The sequence below is a fragment of the Lentiprolixibacter sp. genome (assembly GCF_982873095.1).
In genome coordinates, this window is record NZ_CEYNTP010000023.1 from 1 (window position 1) to 18,938 (window position 18,938).

Below are 18,938 nucleotides of genomic sequence, written 5' to 3' on the forward strand. Positions count from 1 at the left end.
TTTCTACATAACTCCCGGAATTTTCAGTTACTACACTGAGGTCCTCGTTAAAGGTCAGGGTAATGATATAGCATTGCTGCGCGGTAAGAAAATCCAGAATCTCCTTGCCAAATTCTTCATCCGTAGTCGCATTGTTTTCATCGATCTGGAGAGCTGTCAGATCCCATGTGCCAAGAATAGCTGAGGGATTGGCTGCACCATCTTCTTTGTCTGACGAGCAAGAGAAGAGCATTCCGGCAGTAATCATTGTTAAAACAAACTTTCGTAGCATTTTTGCGTTTTTTATTGGGTTTGTAATGATCCAAACGAAAATCAGGCGCTAATAGTATGTTATTGGGCGTTCTTTTAGATCTATATCTTAGGTTTGAATGAGTAACTAATCAGCAATAAAATAGTTCTAAACTCCTAAAAGGTACCTCTGAAATAACAAATGAAAAAAGTAAAAATTATGAGAAACAACCGTTTGTATTTCAACTTAATAATTGTACATTTGCAGCCCGTTTATCGGGATATACGTGTTTAATTAATAAATGAAGAGTAGTGGATACGCTTAGCTACAAGACAATTTCTGCCAATAAAGCCACAGTGGACAAGCAGTGGGTATTGGTAGATGCTGAAGGACAATCCCTGGGAAGGCTTGCCTCCAAGGTGGCGAAATTACTGCGAGGTAAATACAAGCCCAATTTTACCCCCCATGTGGATTGCGGGGATAATGTGGTAGTTATCAACGCTGATAAAATCGTCCTTACAGGAAACAAATGGAACGATAAGACCTATATCAGACACACAGGTTACCCTGGTGGACAAAGGTCCCGCACTGCACAGGAATTGTTTGACAAACATCCCGAGCGCCTGGTTGAGAAAGCGGTGAAAGGCATGCTTCCAAAAAACAGGCTGGGAGCGGATTTATTCCGTAACCTCAGGGTTTATGTGGGAACAGAACATAATCAGGAAGCCCAAAAACCAAAGGCAATTAACCTTAACGACCTTAAATAATGGAGGTAATACATAAAATAGGAAGAAGAAAAACTGCAGTTGCACGTGTCTACCTTTCAAAAGGTAAAGGAAACATTACGGTTAACAAGCGTGACCTCAATGATTATTTCACCACTGCCACCCTTCAGTATAAGGTAAAGCAACCTTTCAGCCTTACCAACCTGGATGGAAATTACGACGTGAAGGTGAACGTTTACGGTGGAGGTATCACCGGTCAGGCTGAAGCCGTTAGGCTAGCCCTTTCCCGCGCTCTTTGTGAAGTGGATGAGGAAAACAGGCAAACCCTGAAGCCAGAAGGCCTGCTCACCCGTGACCCTCGAATGGTAGAAAGGAAGAAATACGGCCAAAAGAAAGCCCGTAAGAAATTCCAGTTCTCCAAGCGATAATTTACGCCATCTCCTGCCTGGCGAAAATGCAGGAACAAGTTCATTGATAGTCTTAGTAAAAAGACAACCCGTCCTTCCCTGACTACAGCAATTGCTTATTGTTAGTAGCAGGACAGGACACTTTAGTTTAGCATCTAAATGCAGGAGGCGGGCTTTACTGCCTACCACTCTTGCATTGCTAATGAATTAAGAACGTAAACTAATTTTAACATGGCAAATAAAGCTGAAGTAAAAGACCTCCTGGAGGCAGGCGTCCATTTTGGACACCTTACCCGAAAATGGAACCCCAACATGGCTCCCTACATCTACATGGAGCGCAATGGGATTCACGTAATCAACCTGTACAAAACCGTTGCAAAACTGGAAGAAGCCAATGAGGCTTTAAAGAAAATTGCAGCTTCTGGCCGTAAGATCTTGTTCGTAGCGACCAAGAAACAGGCCAAGGATATTGTGGCCAATAAAGTTTCGGCCATCAATATGCCCTACATCACGGAAAGGTGGCCTGGGGGAATGCTGACCAACTTCGTGACGATCAGGAAAGCGGTTAAGAAAATGGCTTCCATCGACCGTATGAAAAAAGACGGAACCTTCAATACCCTTTCTAAAAAAGAAAGGCTTCAGGTAGACCGTCTGAGGTCTAAACTGGAAAAGAACCTGGGTTCAATTGCGGACATGACCCGTTTGCCCGGCGCCATTTTTGTAGTTGATGTGATGCGCGAGCACATCGCCGTTAAAGAGGCACAGAAACTGAATATCCCCATCTTTGCCATGGTGGATACCAATTGTGACCCCCGACCCATCAATTACGTAATTCCTTCTAATGACGACGCTTCGAAATCCATTGACCTGATCATGGAATCTGTGACTTCTGCAGTTGCTGAAGGCCTCGCCGAGCGTAAGGCAGAAAAACAGGCTGATGCAGAAGGTGCAGCTGAACAAACTGCCGCTAAGGCGGAAACTCCAGCTAAGAAAACCGAAGCCAAAGAAACTGTAAAAGAGACGAAAGAGACTGTTGAAGCAGCGCCTGTTGCCGAGGCACCAAAGGTTAAGGAAGAAGCTCCTGTTGAAGAAAAAAAGAAAGCTGCTCCTAAAAAGGAAGCTGCGAAGGCCGATGACCTTACCAAAATAGAGGGTATCGGACCAAAAGGGGCTGAGGCATTGGTAAATGCGGGAATCGACACTTTTGATAAATTGTCGAAGTCCAAACCCGAAGCCATTAAGGACATCCTTACTGAAGCCAGCTCAAGGATGGCGCATCTCGACCCTACCTCCTGGCCGAAACAGGCGAAAATGGCTGCTGACGGAGATTGGGATAAACTAAAAGACTGGCAGGATAAAGCCAAAGCAGGTGTTGAATAAGCCTGGCTTGTCATCACTATTATACTATTAAAGAAAAAAGAATATTGGAAATGGTTAAAATTACCGCCGCAGAGGTAAACAAGTTGAGAAAATCAACCGGTGCAGGCATGATGGACTGCAAGAATGCACTGGTAGAAGCAGAAGGGGATTTTGATAAAGCCATTGAGATCCTCAGGAAAAAAGGACAAAAAGTAGCTGCCAAACGGGCCGACAGGGATTCCTCAGAAGGTGCTGCTATTGCGAAGGTCAGTGATGACCGAACTAACGGTGTTATTATATCACTGAATTGTGAAACAGATTTCGTTGCCAAGAACGAGAGTTTCGTTACCCTGGCGAAAGAACTGGCTGAACTGGCCCTTAACTTCGATTCAAAAGAGGAGTTCATGAAGGCCAACTTCAACGGTCTTTCCGTTGAGGAAAAGCTGATTGAGCAAACGGGTGTAATTGGTGAAAAGATCGAAATTGGCGGATATAAAAAACTGAGTGCCCCATTTGTTGGGTCATACATCCACGCAGGAAACAAAATAGCTACCCTTGTAGGGCTTTCTGCATCCGTGGAAGGTTCCGCCGTAGCAGCCAAAGATGTTGCTATGCAGGCAGCCGCTATGAATCCTGTAGCCCTAAACGAGGAAGGTGTTGAGCAAAGCGTAATCGAAAAGGAGATCGAGATTGCTAAAGATCAACTCAGGCAGGAAGGAAAACCAGAAGCCATGCTGGATAAAATTGCCCAGGGGAAACTGAAAAGGTTCTTTAAGGACAATACCCTCGTTAACCAGGATTTCATAAAAGACAGCAAGAAAAGTGTTGCCCAATATGTAAAATCTGTTGATGCTTCCCTGGAAATCACAGGATTTGAAAGGGTCGCATTGGGGTCCTAACTAAACCTCAGTACAAGAATAAAGACCGCTTCCCACAGGAAGCGGTTTTTTTGTTTATTCCCAGTCCCCCTCTTCCAGTTCGAATAAATCATTGACCGGGACCTGAAAAATTTCAGAAAGTTTCAGAGCCAATATGGTAGACGGAGCATATTTACCCAGCTCAATAGCATTAATGGTCTGCCGGCTCACCTGCACCCTGTTGGCCAAATCAGCCTGGGTAATCCCTGTCCTTGCCCTGTTGAGTTTAATTGTATTCTTCACGGCCCGTTGTTTTTCTCAGTTTGTAAATGACCAGGTTAAACCGGATAATGAATAGGAAAAGGATAGTAAACATGTTGAAGACCATGACCCAGTAAAAGGTAAGGTCATAGAACAGCAGAAAAGCCAGGATCAGGATACCATAGTTCCAGTAGGTGGCCCAAACCAGTGATTCCAGTCGGATCTTGGTAATCAACTCGTCCTCGTCCTTTTCCCTGGAAAAGGCCACAAGCAAGCCGCTGAGGATAACCAGAATCCCGAGTATTTCATTCAGGATATTGTTTTCAGTGAATCCCACCAGCTTTTCCACCCCAAAAACCTCATCGATAAAAAATCCAAGGACCTTGACATCGAAAAAAGCAGGTTCCCATTCCAGGAAGAGGGTAAGGATGCCTAAAAGGGCAGCAGGGATAAAAACAGCCCAGCCTATTGCCCTGTACTGCGCCGGAAAAAGATATTTCGCACTCATGATCATTTTTTTGAACAATGTAAAGTATATTTTACATTTAGACAAATATTTTTTACATTTTCATATCAAAAAGTACACTGGAGGATTATCTACATATGGAGGATCAGGCAAAGTTTATTTTCATTTATCCAACTGCATCCCCTTGAAATTTTGATTATTTTTGTTCGACAATAAGTGGAATTTAATGCGATATAAGAGGATTCTTTTAAAGTTAAGCGGGGAAGCGTTAATGGGAGAAAGGCAATACGGGATTGATCCCAAACGACTTTCAGAATACGCCGAGGAAATTAAGGAAGTGGTAAACAGCGGTGTTGAAGTAGCGATAGTCATTGGGGGCGGTAACATTTTCAGAGGATTGGCAGGCCAGAGCAATGGTATGGATCGCGTACAGGGCGACCATATGGGCATGCTGGCTACCATAATCAACGGCCTGGCTTTACAAGCTGCTCTGGAAGATAAGGGACTGGAAACCCGACTGCAATCAGCCATTAAGATCAACGAAGTTGCCGAACCTTTTATCCGCAGAAGAGCGATGCGCCATCTGGAAAAAGGTCGGGTAGTTATTTTCGGAGGGGGTACCGGCAACCCATATTTTACCACAGACTCTGCAGCTGTACTGAGGGCCATAGAGATCGAAGCAGACGTGATCCTCAAGGGAACGCGTGTAGACGGGATCTATACGAGTGATCCCGAAAAAGACAAAACTGCCACCAAATTCGACAAGATATCCTTTAAAGATGTGCTGAATAAAGGGCTTAAGGTAATGGATAGCACGGCCTTTACCCTGAGCCAGGAAAACGAGCTACCCATAGTGGTATTCGACATGAATAAAAAGGGTAACCTTTTGAAAATAGTTTCTGGTGAGAATATCGGTACGGTTGTGAACCTCTGATCTAAATTGTATATTGAACAGGCTCAATTATACGCAATCATGAACGAAGAAGTAGATTTAATTCTGGAAACCACCAAAGAAAGTATGGATGCGGCTATTACGCACCTGGAAAAGGCATTTATCAAGATCAGGGCAGGTAGGGCAAATCCTTCAATGTTATCTACAGTATCTGTAGAATATTATGGTTCAATGACGCCCTTGTCACAGGTTTCCAACATCAATACTCCGGACGCCCGGACGCTCTCCATTCAACCCTGGGAAAAAAAATTGCTAGGTGAAATTGAAACGGCCATTATGAATGCCAACCTGGGGTTTAACCCTATGAATAATGGAGAAACCATTATCATCAATGTGCCGCCCCTTACCGAAGAAAGGCGCAAGCAGCTGGTAAAACAAGCCAAAGCAGAAGCAGAAGACGCCAAAGTAAGTGTGCGCAGTGCCAGACAGGAGGCCAACAAAGAAATTAAAAACCTGGATATTTCTGAAGATCTGGAATCAAATGCAGAAATAGATATACAGGAACTCACCGATAGCTACACCAAAAAAATAGACGCATTACTGGAATCCAAAGAGGCCGAGATCATGAAAGTGTGATGTTGTCTGATACCGCTAGCCAAGAACCAAAAGGCCACTGCCTGAAATTCAGAGCAGTGGCTTCATTTTATTCCCTGCCCCATATCATTAACATAAAAGATAATGATGGCCAGGATAAGCAGCAGGACACAAATTACGATCAGTACCCGATAACTCCTTCTGGCCCATCTTCCATACCGCTTATGGGGCGTTTCCCCGCTCATCTTCTTTCGGCTTGTATACCACAAGGTAGCTATTTATACGCTTTTTCATCCGCATACTACTGGAAAACAAGGGAATCACACCCATTTTTTAGTGGTCTGTTAGGAACACTGTCAGTCATTCTCTACCTTTGCCGCCCGTAAGGGAAGCTATATGGTTGCCAAGTTAACACAAGGGTTTTGGGCAAGGACTGTTCGCATTATTTTGCGCAACAGGATACTTATCCTCGCCCTGATCGCAGCCGTAACCGTTTTCCTGGCCATGCAATGGCAGCATATGCGCTTCTCCACCACAGAAGCCAACCTCTTGCCGGATGATCATCCCGTAAACCAGGAATATAAAGAGTTTCTCAACCTTTTTGGAGAAGAAGGTAACGCCATTGTTCTTGCCATTAAGGACAGCACCTTGTTCACCCCTGATAATTTCAACAGGTGGAATGTATTGAATAAGCAACTCGAGGCGTTTCCTGAAGTTGACTTCGTTATTTCAACGGATAACCTGCAGGTGCTCGAAAAAGATAACGAGAAACAGGAATTCGTACTTCAGCCCTTCCTGCAAGGTGAGGTGGCCTCAAAAGCCGCCATCGACAGCCTTACGTCACAACTTTTTGATGAGTTGCCGTTCTATGATAAGCTGTTGTATAACAAGGAAACTAAAACCATACGGACGGTCGCCTACCTGGATCAGGATATTGTGAATACTTCGGTACGAAAGGATTTCGTGCTGAATGACCTGAAACGGCTGGTAGAGAATTTTGAGGAAGAAACCCGTATGGATGTGCGCATTTCAGGCATGCCATATATACGCACTCTGAATTCCCAGAACATCATCGATGAAATCGGAAAATTCATTGGCGCTGCCCTCGCCGTTACCTCTTTTATTTTCTTCTTCTTCTTTCGAAGTGTCCGGGCCACTCTGATTTCAATATTTGTAGTGACGATCGGGGTAATGTGGGCCTTTGGGGTCCTGGGACTCCTAAGGTATGAAATCACGGTACTTACTGCCCTGATCCCGCCACTAATAATTGTCATCGGGATCCCCAATTGTATTTTCCTGATCAACAAGTATCAGCAGGAAGTAAATAAACACGGGAATCAGGCCCTTTCCCTGCAGCGGGTGATTTCAAAAATTGGCAATGCCACTCTGATGACCAATGTTACTACCGCCTCGGGATTTGCAACGTTTATCATCACAGATAGTAAGTTGCTTACAGAATTTGGTACCGTAGCATCCATCAATATTTTGGGGATCTTTATCCTATCCCTGCTTATTATCCCCATTGTGTACAGCTTTATGGCCCTGCCCAAAACAAAGCACCTGAAGCACCTCAACAAAAACTGGATGGAAGGATTTGTTAACTGGATGGAACGCATCGTGCGGGATCACCGTATAGCCGTATACTTCACTTCTGTTGCCCTGCTGGCCGTGAGCATTATCGGTATTTACCAAATCCGTATCTCCGGAAGTCCTATAGAGGACATGCCTAAAAAGGCCGATTTTTTCAAGGATATCCGGTTCTTTGAAGAGGAATTTGACGGGATAATGCCCGTGGAGATCGTGGTGGACACCGAAAGGAAAAAGGGGGTGATGAAAGCGGCTACCCTCAACCGCATGGATCGCTTGGGGGCCATCATAGAAGAAACACCTGAGCTTTCCAAACCGGTCTCCGTCGTAAACCTGATAAAGTATTCCAAGCAGGCCTTTTATAACGGTATTCCAAAATATTACCAACTGCCCACCGCCCAGGAAAACACCTTTATCATGGACGTGGCACGAAAATCTCAGGGGAATAGCGATTTATTGAAAAGTTTCGTTGACAGTACGGGACAGGTAGCGCGTATTACCACCTTTATGCGGGATGTACGAACGGATCGTATGGAGGAAATAGAAGCCACCCTAATCGAAAATATCGCTAAAATATTCCCTGATGAGCGATATTCCGTTTACATGACCGGGAAGGCACTTCTGTTCCTGAAAGGCACAAAATATCTGGTGCGCAACCTGGTGCTATCCCTTTCACTTGCCATTGGACTAATAGCTCTGTTTATGGCCTACTTGTTCCGCTCCTTCAGGATGATCCTGATTTCGCTCATCCCCAACCTGCTCCCGCTGCTGATCACTGCCGGGGTAATGGGTTTTGTGGGTGTCCCTATTAAACCCTCTACTATTTTAGTTTTCAGTATTGCTTTCGGGATCTCAGTGGACGACACCATTCATTTCCTGGCGAAATACCGACAGGAGCTTACGGCCAGTAAATGGCGTATCCAGAAATCTGTCTATGCGGCATTGCGGGAAACCGGCGTAAGTATGTTCTATACCTCTATCGTACTCTTTTTTGGGTTTTCCGTTTTTGTCATTTCCAATTTTGGGGGTACTGTAGCCCTCGGGGCACTGGTTTCGGCCACTCTCCTCTTCGCCATGCTGGCCAACCTTATTTTGCTCCCCTCTCTCCTGCTTTCACTCGAAAGGAGCATTGCCAATAAGGAAGTCCTTAAAAAACCACAAATTGATATCCTCCCCAAGGATGAACTGCCGGATAGTGCGGCCTGATCCTCTCCCCGCCTCTTTCCTGTTATAAATCCTTCAGGGGGTATAATCTTTTTGGTAGATGGGCTATCTTTGCGGTTCTAAATAAGACCAATAACCTATGGAGCCTTATAGTGTAAGAGAGCTATTGAATCCGGAATGGATAGGGAGAGAAGTGTCCGTAAATGGATGGGTGCGGACTTTCAGGAGTAATCGTTTTATTGCCCTGAACGATGGGTCAACACAAAAGAATATTCAGTGTGTGGTGGACTTCGAGACCTTTGACCCGGAGTTGCTAAAACAGATCTCCACGGGGGCTGCGATCCGCGTGTCCGGCACACTTGTGGAAAGTATGGGCCGGGGACAGGCAGTGGAAATACAGGTTGAGGATATTTATGTTCATGGGGCTGCAGATCCTGAGGCCTATCCCATTCAGCCTAAAAAGCATTCCATGGAGTTCTTGAGGGAACAGGCCCACCTGAGGGTGAGGACCAATACCTTTGCGGCTGTAATGCGGGTGAGGTCTGCACTGGCTTTTGCTATTCATAAATATTTCCGGGATAATGGCTTCTACTATTTCCACGCCCCTATAATTACCGGCTCCGATGCCGAGGGCGCGGGAGAAATGTTCAGGGTTACTACCCTTCCCCCCGATAGCCCACCATTAACAGAGGAAGGAAGCGTGGATTTCGCCCAGGATTTTTTTGGCAAGGAAACTAACCTTACCGTATCCGGACAACTGGAGGCCGAGGCCTATGCTCTGGCCCTTGGTAAGGTATATACGTTTGGCCCGACCTTCCGGGCCGAAAATTCAAATACTTCCCGCCACCTGGCCGAGTTCTGGATGGTTGAGCCGGAAATGGCCTTTTACGACCTGCAGGACAATATGGACCTCGCAGAAAATTTCATTAAAAGTATCCTCAACTATATTCTCACGAATTGTGAGGAAGACCTGTTGTTCCTTGAGAAAAGACTGCTCGACGAAGAAAAAACAAAACCTCAGGCCGAACGCAGCCCAATGGCCTTAATCGAAAAACTGAAATTCGTTACGGAAAATGAATTTAAGCGTGTGCCCTATACGGAGGCCATAGAAATATTGCGGAACAGCAAACCCAATAAAAAGAAAAAATTCCAGTACCTCGTGGAGGAATGGGGTACAGACCTCCAAAGCGAACATGAGAGGTACCTGGTGGAAAAACATTTCAACTGTCCGGTAATCCTTTACGATTACCCGGCGAAGATCAAGGCGTTTTATATGCGGCTCAATGAAGATGGTAAAACCGTAGGTGCCATGGATGTCCTTTTCCCGGGTATCGGAGAAATCGCCGGTGGTTCCCAGCGTGAAGAACGCCTGGACGTGCTCCAGAAACGAATTGCGGAGATGGGTATTGATGAAAAGGAACTCTGGTGGTACCTCGATCTCAGGAAATTTGGATCTGCCGTACATAGCGGATTTGGGCTTGGATTTGAGCGGCTGATACAATTTGCCACTGGTATGGGGAACATTCGCGATGTTATTCCTTTCCCAAGGACACCGCAGAATGCCGAGTTTTGATTCTTATGCGTAACTTTATGTGGAAGGTTATTTGATACCCCGATGCTGAAACAACACTTACAGTTTAAACTAGCACAAAAGCTTTCCCCTCAGCAAATCCAGTTAATGAAGCTCATTCAATTGCCTACACAGGCTTTTGAACAGCGGCTCAAACAGGAATTGGAAGAGAACCCTGCCCTGGAAAGCGGTAAGGAGAGTTTGGACAATGAGGATGATTTTGGGGAGCCTGTAGAAGGGGATATGGATGCGCAAACCATTGACACGGAGGACATCAATATAGATGATTACCTGAGTGATGATGAAATACCGGATTACCGGACACAGACCAGTAATTACAGTCCGGATGAAGATGAGAAGAGCATCCCCTTTGCATCGGGGATTTCCTTCAATCAGTACCTGATGAATCAGCTAAATACCATCTATCTGAATGATGAAGAATGGGCAATTGCTGAATTTCTAGTGGGAAGCGTGGATGAAAGCGGATATATTCGCAGGACCATCCCTGATATCATGGATGACCTCGCCTTCACCCAAAACGTATATGTGGATGAAGCCGCCATTGAAAATGTTTTAAAAATTGTACAGGAACTGGATCCTCCCGGTGTGGGTTCCCGTTCACTAGACGAATGCCTGATCATACAGCTAAAGCGCAAAGCACCCACTCCCGCGATTGAACTGGCCAGGGAAATCCTGGAGAAGTCATTCGAACAGTTTACGAAAAAGCATTATCAGAAACTGCTGCAAAAACACAACATTTCAGAGGAGGAGCTCAAGGAAGCCATCGCTGAAATAGAAAGGCTCAATCCAAAACCCGGGGGATCGTATTCAGGTGGTAACAAAATAGTGGAACATATTGTTCCTGATTTCTCTATCCGTATAGTGGATGGGGAACTCGAACTGAGCCTCAACTCGAGGAATGCCCCGGACCTGCACGTATCCAAGGAGTATAATAATATGCTCAAGGGCTATAAACAGTCCAAAGATCGAACCAAAGCCCAGAAAGATGCCGTACTGTTTATCAAGCAGAAACTCGATGCCGCCAAATGGTTTATCGACGCCATAAAGCAGCGTCAGCAGACCCTTTATATTACCATGAATGCGATCATGGATTACCAGAAAGAGTATTTCCTCAGCGGGGATGAACGCAAACTAAAACCCATGATCCTCAAGGACATTGCCGATGCCATTAATATGGACGTCTCAACGGTATCAAGGGTCGCCAACAGCAAGTACGTGGATACCCCATACGGCACACGGCTCATCAAGGAGTATTTCTCAGAATCCATGAAGAATATCGAGGGGGAGGACGTATCGACCAAAGAGATCAAGAAAATACTGGAAAACGTAATCAACGAAGAGGACAAGAAAAAACCTCTTACAGACGATAAGCTGGCCAAACTCCTTAAAGAGAAGGGCTACCCCATTGCAAGGCGCACCGTGGCAAAGTACCGGGAACAATTAGGGATTCCGGTGGCGCGCCTCAGAAAACAAATTTGATGAAACTTTTCTTAAAGGTTGTTTCCTACTTCTTTCATCCCCTGTTTATTCCTATTATGGGAACGCTTTCCTATTTTGTCATCACCCCTAAGTACAGTCCCCTGGAATTGCAAAGTGGCAATATCTTACCCATCTTTATCCTTACAGTGATCATCCCCATTATTATTTACTTCATTCTGAGGAACCTGGGAGTGGTAAGTTCTGTTTTCCTACCTGCTGTGCATGAAAGGAAGTACCCCCTAATGATCAGCCTAGCCCTCTTGCTGATGATCCTTTTAAAAGTAATCCCGAACAACTATACCATAGAGCTGTATTATTTTTTTATTGGACTGATATCAGGCACTTTTACATCCCTTCTGCTGCTCTTCCTCAATTTTAAAAGTAGCCTGCACATGATGGGTATGGGGACCTTGCTCATGTTCCTGGTAGGCCTGAGCATCCATTTTGAGCTCAACATTACCATGGCGATAAGCATTATTATCCTTGCTACGGGGCTGGTGGCTACTTCACGGCTATATTTTCATGCCCATGGCAGGGCTGAGGTGGTCATCGGGTTACTTGTGGGAATGATCTCCCAACTGCTCACCTTTAAGTTTTGGTTGTAACTAATTATGTAAGCTTCTCTACAGGATGTAAAAAATAATTCCGATGCTCAGGGGGGTCAGGGACAGGGATTCACCGGTATCCAGGGTGGTGGTGTCTTCAAAGAAATCGTTCAGGGAATAGTAGACATGGATATTAAAAGTATTGTATCCCACATTGAGCATTAGCCCATACCGGAAATTTTTAGTGTCCCTGTTGTAAAAAGAATCCTTGTAGGTTTCCGTCACAATCTTGGAACGCGTCCCTACGATATATCCCAATTTAAACCCGGTATAGATACGCCAAAAACGATGCTCCTGCGCCGTGGAATTTCGCCATCGTATTTCCAGAGGCATTTCCACCAAATGGGTTTCAATCTTGTTCCTTTTATAGTCAAACCCGTCTGCTATCACCTGGTAGGTGATACCCTCCGGGGTCTGCGTAGCCAGTATATTGTTGTAGTAGGAATTTACCGCGTAGCCCAGCCCGATCCCAACGGCAAAATTCCGTTGTTCATTGAGGGGAATGTCTTTAATAAAACCGGTCTGCAGGCCATAAGAAAGGTTTTGTTGGGTAACAGAGGGTGGTTTATTGAGCAGTATATTGTACGTAAGGCCAATATAAAATTGATCTTCCAGGTACTTGTCGCTCTCAGTAACGGAAGATTCCTGGGCAATAACCACTAGTGTTCCGAGCAAAAAAAATAATACCTGAAAAAGCCTGCGCATAGTAGTTAAAATTACTTATTTCTCTGCCGCTGGCATAAAAAAAGCGCCCCAAATATAACTGGGGCGCTTCCTAACCTCTTTAAGTCTGATGGCTTTCCGTTCTACTATTGCAGGTTCCGGAAAGCATCCCCTTCATAAGTTGTGTAATTAACTTTAAGGGCATTCACTTTTCTAAGTTCTTGCTTGATATCTGAAATAAGCCCCATATTGGCTTCCTTGTCCACTTTAAGAGCAGTGGTCAATACATTCTGGAGTTCCTGCGGCTTTTTTGCTCGCTCCATAAGGATAAAATCTCCAACTTCGGATACATCAGCAAACTTGTCGTTCAATTGTATTTTTGGCTCCGTACCGAATACTTTCTGGTACTCCCGTGTAGGTTTCCCTACATAGATGTACAACACCCGGTCTTTCTTTTCCAACTTTTTAACTTCCGTTGCGTTGGGCAGGGTGTTTTGTACCAGGAGTGTACTATCCTTCATGGTCGTAACGGTCATGAAGAAGAACAAAAGCATAAATACAATGTCTGGCAAAGACGCTGTAGATACTGCGGGTACGTCCCCATCTTTTTTCTTATTGAATTTAGCCATAATTGTTTTTTAGCTTTTATTAGTTAGATGTAGAAGTTTCGGCTTCTGACAGTTTTTGAGGAAACAATTCCTGTATCCTTTTTACCTTATCCTTCAGATCATCACGGATCCTGGATGGTGTTTCAGGGTTTAAGAATTCAGCCTCCATCTCGGTAAAGTTCCTGCCATACAGGCGCTGAGCTTCCCGGTTACGCAATTCGTTATACGCCCCTACAAGTTCGTTTTGAACGGTGATGTACGTAGCATAACGTGTTTCCCTGTCATTTTTAAGAGAAATAATCGCTTTTGCGGGATTATCTGACGAACTGGCGTCTTTTGCTCCCCTGCAGTAATTACAGGTACCATCTCCACCATTGTCAAGGAATGCCACAGCCTTCTGGCGCAGGTCCCTGAGGTCGATCAGTTCTTCCTCAACCAGCAGCTGGCCATTCTTGTTGATATTCACGGTGAAGATATTCTTCTGCTTGATCACCACATCCGTATCGGGTGGTTCAATGGGAGGCAACATACGGTCCAACCCTGCGTCTGTTTCAATGGTAGTAGTTACCAGGAAAAAGATCAGCAACAGGAAGGCAATATCTGCCATCGATCCTGCATTTACTTCTGGTGGTCCTCCTCTTCTAGGCATAATGTTTCCTTTTTATTTGTTCATCACTTTCTTCAATCCTCCCCAGGCCATTGATCCAACGGCGATAATTACGAGGAAGAAAAACACGTTTAATCCTGTGCCAATGTTCTTTACTGTGCTTTCTGTAGTTTCCACACCTCTGCTGGCCATGGCCTCAACGGTGCCATCTGCTCCATCAGAAAGTGCGTAGGCGATTACCACTACCAGCGCAAACCCTACGATAAGCATAAGGGTCTTCTTCAGGCTCTTGGGATTAGAGAAGTAGCTTTTGATGGTAAACAACAAGCTTGCTGCTACCGCAATTCCGAGCAATAAGTACATTAGCATGAACATGGTATTCATGGCTGTGCTGTCTATTGCTTCAGAAACCGGCACATCCTTACTCGGTAGCTGGTACCACATGATCGCTGCGACAACTCCAATAACGGCAAGAACTATTTTTACTATTTTATTCATTACGGTTCTTTTGAGAGTTCAACTTACTTCTTGGCGTCTACCAGCATATCGATCAATGTGATCGAAGAGTCTTCCATGTCGTTTACAATACTGTCGATTTTAGCAATAATGTAGTTATAGAAAATTTGCAGTATAATAGCCGTGATAAGACCAAATACTGTTGTCAAAAGTGCTACCTGGATATCACCTGCGATCAGCGAGGCGCTCAGGTTACCTACTGCACTAATTTTCTGGAAGGCCTGGATCATACCGATTACCGTACCCATGAACCCAAGCATTGGGGCAATGGCGATAAACAGCGATAACCAGGATACGTTTTTCTCGAGCTGCCCCATTTGTACACCTCCGTAGGCAACAACTGCTTTTTCTGCAGACTCCACGCTTTCTCCTGCACGATCAAGTCCCTGATAGTAGATAGAGGCAACGGGGCCTTTGGTGTTTCGGCAGATTTCTTTGGCGGCTTCAATTCCACCGGAAGACAATGCGTCTTCTACCTGCTGCTTAAGCTTGGAAGAATTGGTGCTTGCCAGGTTCAGGTAGATAATCCTTTCAATTGCAACTGCAAGTCCAAGGATCAAACAGAGCAATACGATTCCCATGAATCCTGCACCTCCCTGGATGAATTGTTCCTTCAAAACTTGTGTGAATCCTTTTGCCTCTTCAGCGCCTGCTTCGTCCTGCAACATCACCATGGTTGTATTTACCATTGCAGACATGTTGGACATTGCTGCGGTTGCTTTTGCGCTCACTGTATTTGTACTTAGGACAAATAACCCGGCCATGGCCAGGATCGAGAATAATCTTTTCATTTTTTCAAACTTAAATTTAGTTAGTTAATAGGGTTAAAGATAAAATAAAAAATACAATTAAAAAATTAAAACTTGGCGGCAGAAGTACCGGGCCGAACTCCTAAAAAAGCTATTAAATCCGGTTGTTCAGAGAGATGCCCCCAAAGGATAAATTTGCAGAGAGGAAGGGATTCGAACCCTCGATACACTTTTGGTGTATACACACTTTCCAGGCGTGCGCCTTCGACCACTCGGCCACCTCTCTATTCCTTATAAACAGGGCGTCCAAGAAACAAAAAAATTATTATTTAATAAAATTTTCCCCCGTTAATTTTAAGACATTTCCCCCCGGAGCGGGGTTTCAAAAATTGTTTTAAAAGCTTTGGCCGAAACCTTGCTCCCCAGCAGGTACATAAGCTTTGTGATGGCCGCTTCCGTTGTGATATCCCCCCCATCTATGAGATGCATTTTCTTAAGGGCGATGCTGGTCTTGTACCTGCCCATGATGACACTTCCGCCCGGGCATTGGGTTACATTGACAATATGAAGCCCTCCCGATACGGCCTCTCGCAGGGCATTTAAGATCCAGGGCGATGTGGGGGCATTGCCAGCGCCATAGGTTTCCAGGATAAGGGCTTTTAGTTCCGGTATGCCTAAAATGGTGGTCAGGAGGTTCTTGCTCATACCCGGAAAAATCTTCAGGATGGCCACATTGGTATCAAGGGTTTTATGAACCTTGAACTTTTTCCCCGGCGGACTTCGGAATAAGGACTTCCGGTTAATTTTAAGGTGTACCCCTGATTCGGCTATAGCCGGATAATTCATGGATCCAAACGCCTGAAAGTGCTCAGCATTGAGTTTTGTTGTTCGATTGGCGCGGTACAGTTTGTACTCAAAATATAAGCCCACTTCCTGAATAAGGGGTTTCCCTGCCTCTTGCATGGAAGCGAGTTGTATGGAGGTGATCAGATTTTCCTTGGCATCAGTCCGTAAATCCCCGATGGGCAGTTGAGATCCTGTAAATATCACTGGCTTGCGCAGGTTCTCCAGCATAAAACTGAGTGCCGAAGCAGAATAGCTCATCGTATCACTGCCATGCAATACCACAAAGCCATCGTAGGTGGTGTAGTGCTTCTCGATCAATGTGGCGATCGCCGTCCAGTGCCCCGGGTTCATTTCTGAAGAATCCACAGGCTGTTTAAAGGAAACACTATCGATACTGCAGTCCAGTTGCCCAAGTTCAGGTATGTGTTCTACGACTTTCCTGAAATCAAACGCCTTTAAGGCACCCGATTTATATTGCCTTACCATCCCGATAGTCCCCCCGGTGTAGATAAGCAGAATACGAATAGATTTACTCATGTGGTTTTATCATTTCTAAACCTGAAATACATCTGAGCAGCCCAATACTACCGCCCGAATACGTCTCTGGAATTTTCCGTGGTAACCCGGGCAATTTCCTCTTTGGGCCTTTTATAAATATCCGCAAGTTTATCAAGAATATATTGCAGGTAGCTGCTTTCATTTCTCTTTCCCCTGTAGGGAACTGGTGCCAGGTAGGGCGCATCTGTTTCCAGGACAATATGACTGAGGTCTATTTGATCCAGGAAGGTGTCGATCTTACCGTTTTTAAAGGTAACCACACCTCCGATACCCAGTTTCATATTATAGCCGATGGCCCGATGTGCCTGCTCCAGCGTGCCTGTGAAACAGTGGAAGATTCCTCTCAGCTCTTCTCCCTTTTCTTCTTCCAGGATTTCAAAAATCTCATCGAAGGATTCACGGCAATGGATCACTATGGGCAGTCCCAATTCCTTTGCCCATCTGATCTGTGTCCTGAAGGCTTCCTGCTGTTGTGCCAGATAGGTAGTATCCCAATACAAATCGATCCCGATTTCACCAACAGCGCAATATATTCCGCCGGACAACAATTCTTTTACATGATCCAGCTCCTCCTGATAGTTCTCTTTAACGTGGGTAGGATGCAGGCCAGCCATCAGAAAAACCTGCTCGGGATAGGCCGATTGCAGGTCCAGCATGGACTGGGTATGCTCCGAATCAATGGCCGGAAGGAAAAAGCGGGATACCCCGAGGTCCATCGCCCGCGAGATCACTGCGTCACGGTCCTCATTAAAGGCATCCAGGTAAAGGTGGCAATGCGTATCTGTGATCATCATGGAACTTCATGGCCCGCCTGAAAAAGTTTCTGGAAAAGAAAGACTATGTCAGAATCCCCTTAGTTTTCACAGCCACCAATCATATGGAAATCCGTGCGAAAATAAACGGGCAACCAGGCAGGTTCATAGTAGATACAGGGGCATCAAATACCTGTGTGAGTTTTGACAAAATCGCCTATTTTAACCTTACCACAAAAGAATCCAAAGTAAAAGCAGCTGGTGCAGGAGCCACCAATATGGCCACGCTTGTATCTTCCAAGAACCATCTGGAAATCGGAGATTGGACCAAAAAAAAGCTGAAGATTGTACTATTTGATCTTGTACATGTGAACGAAGCCCTTGTAGCGCATAAAGCTTTACCTGTGGACGGGATCATCGGGGCGGATATTCTGAAAAAAGGGAAAGCCATAATCGATTATGACAAGGAATGCCTGTACCTTAAGTTGAAACCACCCAAGGAACCAGAATCCGAGGAAACTCAGCAATAGCCGGACCGCTACAGTTCCAGGGCTTTTTCTATATCACCATCCATCAAAATTTCCACTGGGCTCTCCAGCGCTTCCTTTACAGCAACCAGGAATCCTACAGATTCACGCCCGTCTATAATCCTGTGATCATAGGACAGGGCTACATACATCACCGGGGCAATGGCGATGGCGCCATCCTTGACCACGGGCCGTTCCACGATGTTATGCATCCCCAGAATTCCACTTTGGGGCGGATTGATGATGGGAGTTGAAAGCATGGAACCAAAGACGCCCCCATTGGATATGGTAAACGTACCCCCTGTCATTTCATCCACAGTAATTTGTCCATCCCTTGCGCGCAGTGCCAGGCGTTTTACTTCGGATTCAATCCCCCGGAAGGTGAGATTTTCGGCATTTCGGATCACCGGCACCATCAAGCCTTTGGGCCCGGAAACGGCGATACTGATATCGCAAAAATCATAGGAGATCATCTCCTTGCCATCGATCATGGAATTCACAGCCGGGAAAAGCTGCAGCGCACGGATCACCGCTTTGGTAAAAAATGACATGAAGCCAAGACTCACATCGTGCTTCTCCTTAAACGTTTCTTTGTATTGCTTGCGAAGTTCAAAAATAGCAGACATGTCCACTTCGTTGAATGTGGTGAGCATGGCCGTTTCATTTTTGGCAGCCACTAAGCGCTCTGCTACTTTTCTCCTTAGCATGGAGAGCTTGGTGCGGCTTTCCCCTCGCCTGCCCCCGGTGGGTGTCCCCATGGAAGGCACTGCTTTAACGGCATCCTCTTTGGTAATCCTGCCATCCTTGCCGGTACCTTTTACACTGGCGGGGTCAATACCTTTTTCGTCCAGGATCTTTCGGGCCGCTGGTGAAGGTGTCCCTGTGGCATAGGTCTG

22 protein-coding genes, 1 tRNA gene and 1 pseudogene are annotated in these 18,938 nt (G+C 45.5%); 11 read left to right on the forward strand and 13 right to left on the reverse strand.

Going from position 1 to position 18,938, the window contains the following annotated elements:
* Nucleotides 1–271: pseudogene (locus AC4E7D_RS02955) on the reverse strand (hypothetical protein); the annotation flags it as partial.
* A gap of 269 nt (nucleotides 272–540) precedes the next feature.
* Between AC4E7D_RS02955 and rplM the strand changes: the two are divergent.
* From rplM to tsf, 4 genes are all read left to right on the forward strand, one after another.
* A complete protein-coding gene (gene rplM / locus AC4E7D_RS02960; RefSeq protein ID WP_490172319.1) occupies nucleotides 541–996 on the forward strand; it encodes a 50S ribosomal protein L13 in 456 nt (151 codons plus the stop codon).
* Nucleotides 996–1,382 carry a 30S ribosomal protein S9 gene (gene rpsI / locus AC4E7D_RS02965; RefSeq protein ID WP_490172320.1) on the forward strand — a complete coding sequence of 129 codons (387 nt, stop codon included), beginning with the start codon at nucleotides 996–998 and terminating at the stop codon, nucleotides 1,380–1,382. The genes rplM and rpsI overlap by 1 nt, the downstream gene beginning before the upstream one ends.
* Before the next feature lie 210 nt (nucleotides 1,383–1,592).
* Nucleotides 1,593–2,741, forward strand: a complete 1,149-nt coding sequence (gene rpsB / locus AC4E7D_RS02970) for a 30S ribosomal protein S2 (protein ID WP_490172321.1) — start codon at nucleotides 1,593–1,595, stop codon at nucleotides 2,739–2,741.
* A 50-nt stretch (nucleotides 2,742–2,791) separates the two neighbouring features.
* A complete protein-coding gene (gene tsf / locus AC4E7D_RS02975; RefSeq protein ID WP_490172322.1) occupies nucleotides 2,792–3,619 on the forward strand; it encodes a translation elongation factor Ts in 828 nt (275 codons plus the stop codon).
* Nucleotides 3,620–3,673: 54 nt separating this feature from the next.
* Here the strand turns inward: tsf and AC4E7D_RS02980 are convergent, their stop codons facing one another.
* Nucleotides 3,674–3,880 (reverse strand): helix-turn-helix transcriptional regulator, encoded by a 207-nt coding sequence (locus AC4E7D_RS02980; RefSeq protein ID WP_490172323.1) that lies wholly within the window; start codon nucleotides 3,878–3,880, stop codon nucleotides 3,674–3,676.
* On the reverse strand, nucleotides 3,864–4,346 hold the full coding sequence (locus tag AC4E7D_RS02985; RefSeq protein WP_490172324.1) for a hypothetical protein: 483 nt from the start codon (nucleotides 4,344–4,346) through the stop codon (nucleotides 3,864–3,866). Before AC4E7D_RS02985 ends, AC4E7D_RS02980 begins: the two co-directional genes overlap by 17 nt.
* Nucleotides 4,347–4,530: 184 nt before the next feature.
* On the opposite strand from AC4E7D_RS02985, the gene pyrH reads away from it, so the two are divergent.
* Both pyrH and frr read left to right on the forward strand, forming a co-directional pair.
* Nucleotides 4,531–5,238 (forward strand): UMP kinase, encoded by a 708-nt coding sequence (gene pyrH / locus AC4E7D_RS02990; protein WP_490172325.1) that lies wholly within the window; start codon nucleotides 4,531–4,533, stop codon nucleotides 5,236–5,238.
* Nucleotides 5,239–5,277: 39 nt separating this feature from the next.
* On the forward strand, nucleotides 5,278–5,832 hold the full coding sequence (frr, locus tag AC4E7D_RS02995; RefSeq protein WP_490172326.1) for a ribosome recycling factor: 555 nt from the start codon (nucleotides 5,278–5,280) through the stop codon (nucleotides 5,830–5,832).
* 62 nt (nucleotides 5,833–5,894) lie between these two features.
* Here the strand turns inward: frr and AC4E7D_RS03000 are convergent, their stop codons facing one another.
* Nucleotides 5,895–6,035, reverse strand: a complete 141-nt coding sequence (locus AC4E7D_RS03000; protein ID WP_490172327.1) for a hypothetical protein — start codon at nucleotides 6,033–6,035, stop codon at nucleotides 5,895–5,897.
* Between the two features lie 151 nt (nucleotides 6,036–6,186).
* Between AC4E7D_RS03000 and AC4E7D_RS03005 the strand changes: the two genes are divergently transcribed.
* The 4 genes from AC4E7D_RS03005 (at nucleotide 6,187) to AC4E7D_RS03020 (ending at nucleotide 12,216) form a co-directional block, all read left to right on the forward strand.
* Nucleotides 6,187–8,583 carry an efflux RND transporter permease subunit gene (locus tag AC4E7D_RS03005; RefSeq protein ID WP_490172328.1) on the forward strand — a complete coding sequence of 799 codons (2,397 nt, stop codon included), beginning with the start codon at nucleotides 6,187–6,189 and terminating at the stop codon, nucleotides 8,581–8,583.
* Between the two features lie 97 nt (nucleotides 8,584–8,680).
* Nucleotides 8,681–10,114, forward strand: coding sequence for an asparagine--tRNA ligase (asnS, locus tag AC4E7D_RS03010; RefSeq protein ID WP_490172329.1), 1,434 nt, complete (start codon nucleotides 8,681–8,683; stop codon nucleotides 10,112–10,114).
* A 42-nt stretch (nucleotides 10,115–10,156) separates the two neighbouring features.
* Nucleotides 10,157–11,611 carry an RNA polymerase factor sigma-54 gene (rpoN, locus tag AC4E7D_RS03015; protein ID WP_490172330.1) on the forward strand — a complete coding sequence of 485 codons (1,455 nt, stop codon included), beginning with the start codon at nucleotides 10,157–10,159 and terminating at the stop codon, nucleotides 11,609–11,611.
* Nucleotides 11,611–12,216 (forward strand): hypothetical protein, encoded by a 606-nt coding sequence (locus AC4E7D_RS03020; protein WP_490172331.1) that lies wholly within the window; start codon nucleotides 11,611–11,613, stop codon nucleotides 12,214–12,216. Before rpoN ends, AC4E7D_RS03020 begins: the two co-directional genes overlap by 1 nt.
* Before the next feature lie 18 nt (nucleotides 12,217–12,234).
* On the opposite strand, the gene AC4E7D_RS03025 is transcribed toward AC4E7D_RS03020, so the two are convergent.
* The 8 genes from AC4E7D_RS03025 to AC4E7D_RS03060 form a co-directional block, all read right to left on the reverse strand.
* The gene (locus tag AC4E7D_RS03025) at nucleotides 12,235–12,921 is read right to left on the reverse strand and encodes a porin family protein (RefSeq protein ID WP_490172332.1); all 687 of its coding nucleotides are present in this window, start codon (nucleotides 12,919–12,921) and stop codon (nucleotides 12,235–12,237) included.
* 104 nt (nucleotides 12,922–13,025) lie between these two features.
* On the reverse strand, nucleotides 13,026–13,508 hold the full coding sequence (locus AC4E7D_RS03030; RefSeq protein WP_490172333.1) for an ExbD/TolR family protein: 483 nt from the start codon (nucleotides 13,506–13,508) through the stop codon (nucleotides 13,026–13,028).
* 19 nt (nucleotides 13,509–13,527) lie between these two features.
* A complete protein-coding gene (locus AC4E7D_RS03035; RefSeq protein WP_490172334.1) occupies nucleotides 13,528–14,136 on the reverse strand; it encodes an ExbD/TolR family protein in 609 nt (202 codons plus the stop codon).
* A gap of 12 nt (nucleotides 14,137–14,148) precedes the next feature.
* Nucleotides 14,149–14,592, reverse strand: a complete 444-nt coding sequence (locus AC4E7D_RS03040) for a hypothetical protein (protein ID WP_490172335.1) — start codon at nucleotides 14,590–14,592, stop codon at nucleotides 14,149–14,151.
* Between the two features lie 23 nt (nucleotides 14,593–14,615).
* Nucleotides 14,616–15,401 carry a MotA/TolQ/ExbB proton channel family protein gene (locus tag AC4E7D_RS03045; protein ID WP_490172336.1) on the reverse strand — a complete coding sequence of 262 codons (786 nt, stop codon included), beginning with the start codon at nucleotides 15,399–15,401 and terminating at the stop codon, nucleotides 14,616–14,618.
* Nucleotides 15,402–15,557: 156 nt separating this feature from the next.
* Nucleotides 15,558–15,645, reverse strand: a tRNA-Ser gene (locus AC4E7D_RS03050).
* 68 nt (nucleotides 15,646–15,713) lie between these two features.
* On the reverse strand, nucleotides 15,714–16,742 hold the full coding sequence (locus AC4E7D_RS03055) for an asparaginase (protein ID WP_490172337.1): 1,029 nt from the start codon (nucleotides 16,740–16,742) through the stop codon (nucleotides 15,714–15,716).
* 47 nt (nucleotides 16,743–16,789) lie between these two features.
* Nucleotides 16,790–17,557, reverse strand: coding sequence for a TatD family hydrolase (locus AC4E7D_RS03060; protein WP_490172338.1), 768 nt, complete (start codon nucleotides 17,555–17,557; stop codon nucleotides 16,790–16,792).
* A gap of 8 nt (nucleotides 17,558–17,565) precedes the next feature.
* On the opposite strand from AC4E7D_RS03060, the gene AC4E7D_RS03065 reads away from it, so the two are divergent.
* Nucleotides 17,566–18,045, forward strand: a complete 480-nt coding sequence (locus tag AC4E7D_RS03065) for a retropepsin-like aspartic protease family protein (protein WP_490172339.1) — start codon at nucleotides 17,566–17,568, stop codon at nucleotides 18,043–18,045.
* Between the two features lie 8 nt (nucleotides 18,046–18,053).
* On the opposite strand, the gene sucB is transcribed toward AC4E7D_RS03065, so the two are convergent.
* Nucleotides 18,054–18,938: dihydrolipoyllysine-residue succinyltransferase (gene sucB / locus AC4E7D_RS03070; protein ID WP_490172340.1), on the reverse strand; the 885-nt coding region annotated here is incomplete at its 5' end.